We start from the raw sequence: 2,059 nt of genomic DNA on the forward strand, positions 1-2,059 counted from the left end.
GATTTAGGGGGCTGATTAACCTCAAACATGAACAGAGAAGACTTGCATGTACAGGATAAGCAACTTTGGGGGGAACCAGAAGTTCCAAAATCCCCCAGAATTGAGGAGTTGAGAATTTAGGAGTTTCATCCTGTAGGGGAGGGTTTAGGGATAAACTTAGCATTAACACCGATAACGTTGATCCAAAATCCACCCTTAATTCTTTCCATCTCACCGAATCGGGGCGGGTTTAGTCACATTGGGGTGAGGCGAAGAAACGATAATCGTAAAACCCGCCCCTACAGATGTACCATGATACGGTTTAGTCACATCGGGGTGAGGCGAAGAAACGATAATCGTAAAACCCGCCCCTACAGATGTACCATGACACCTCTGGAACATTCACGCACCCGATTCCCCCGATAATGACTCATAGAACTCAACCCAGTTGAAGAAGCAGCGAATGCACTGTCACACTAAGAAGGACATAACCTTGTATCCTTAGTGAGCAAACCACAGTGCAGTTTTTGACCCTAGGTGTTTTCTCTTTCAGTGTCCTTTGGCTGATTAGCGGTGCGATTTTCTTCACCCTGCGGATGAAATTTATTAACATCCGAGGCTTTTGGCACGCCATTGAGGTGTTACGGGGAAAGTATGATGATCCGACGGAAGCCGGGGAGGTGTCTCATTTTCAAGCCCTGGCAACGGCACTTTCGGCTACTGTGGGATTGGGTAACATTGCTGGAGTCGCGATCGCGATTAGTTTAGGGGGTCCCGGTGCGACGGTGTGGATGACACTGGGGGGACTGTTTGGGATGACAAGTAAGTTTGTTGAATGTACCCTAGGGCAGAAATATCGCGTAATTAAACCCGATGGTACAGTAGCTGGGGGTCCAATGTACTATTTGTCGGCGGGTTTGGCGGAAATGGGACATCAGAACTTGGGGAAGGTGTTGGCGGTTATCTTCTCCATTCTGGGTATTGGTGGCGCATTTGGCGGCGCAAGTATGTTTCAGGCGAACCAATCTTATGCGGCGATAACTATAGTTGTACCCTGGTTTGTGGGGCGCAGTTGGCTTTATGGCTTGATTCTGGTTAGTTTAGTGGGAATGGTGATTATTGGTGGGATTAAACGGATTGGGATGGTTGCAGGTGCAATTGTCCCGGCGATGTGTTTGATTTACTTTGTAGCGGCGCTGTGGATTCTGATCACGAATTTCATGGAAATTCCGGCGGCGATACTGACGATTGTCAACGGCGCATTATCTCCAGAGGCGGTGGAAGGGGGAGTATTTGGCGTGATGATTCAAGGATTAAGGCGTTCAGCGTTTTCTAATGAAGCGGGGGTAGGTTCAGCCGCGATCGCACATTCCGCCGCCAGAACCCAAGAACCTGTGCGGGAGGGGATTGTGGCTCTCTTAGAACCGTTTATTGATACAGTAGTGATTTGCAATATGACGGCATTGGTGATTGTGATTACAGGCGTCTATCGCAATCCCGAATTTAATCAACTCAGTGGCGCGGAAGTCACCTCAGTCGCCTTTGGTACAGCGATTTCCTGGTTTCCCCTGATGCTTGCGATCGCGATTTTCTTTTTTGCCTTCTCGACGATGATTTCCTGGAGTTATTACGGCGAACGCTGTTGGGATTATTTGTTTGGACAGAACAATTTAATCATCTATAAGGTATTGTTTATCCTGGCGGTTTTTACGGGTGCCGTTTTAAGTTCTGGTGTCGTAATTAATTTTAGCGATGGCATGTTAATCGCTATGTCTTTTCCCAATTTACTCGGCGCTTATTTTTTATCCGGTAAAGTGGCAGGAGATTTAGATAAATATATGCAGCAATTAAATCAAGGATTAGTTACAGCGCAATGATATTCATGTCCAGCATCCAATTAAATGCGTTTTAGCTTAATCCGTTGGGGCGGGTTTAGTCATATCAAGGTGAAAACCCAACGTTAGTAGTAAAACCCGCCCCTACAACTCCCACATCTTCCCCTGCTTCCCCTGCTTCCCCTGCTTCCCCTGCTTCCCCTGCTTCCCCTGCTTCCCCTGCTTCCCCTGCTTCCCCTGCTTCC

Annotated in this window: 2 protein-coding genes; one reads left to right on the forward strand and one right to left on the reverse strand. The window is 47.7% G+C overall.

All coding sequences use genetic code 11. The annotated features are described in order from the left end of the window. Window positions 1–210: 210 nt before the first annotated feature. Window positions 211–381, reverse strand: a complete 171-nt coding sequence (locus ACLGGO_RS35345) for a hypothetical protein (RefSeq protein WP_446339624.1) — start codon at window positions 379–381, stop codon at window positions 211–213. A 116-nt stretch (window positions 382–497) separates the two neighbouring features. Between ACLGGO_RS35345 and ACLGGO_RS35350 the strand changes: the two genes are divergently transcribed. After that, a complete protein-coding gene (locus ACLGGO_RS35350) occupies window positions 498–1,856 on the forward strand; it encodes an alanine/glycine:cation symporter family protein (protein ID WP_446422818.1) in 1,359 nt (452 codons plus the stop codon). Window positions 1,857–2,059 lie beyond the last annotated feature (203 nt).

It is taken from the genome of Coleofasciculus sp. (genome assembly GCF_046565525.1).
Classification (GTDB): Bacteria; Cyanobacteriota; Cyanobacteriia; order Cyanobacteriales; family Coleofasciculaceae; genus Coleofasciculus.

Excerpts from the sequence above, each read along its gene's own strand:
- ACLGGO_RS35345 (WP_446339624.1), bottom strand. The coding sequence starts at position 381 with ATGTTCCAGAGGTGTCATGGTACATCTGTAGGGGCGGGTTTTACGATT.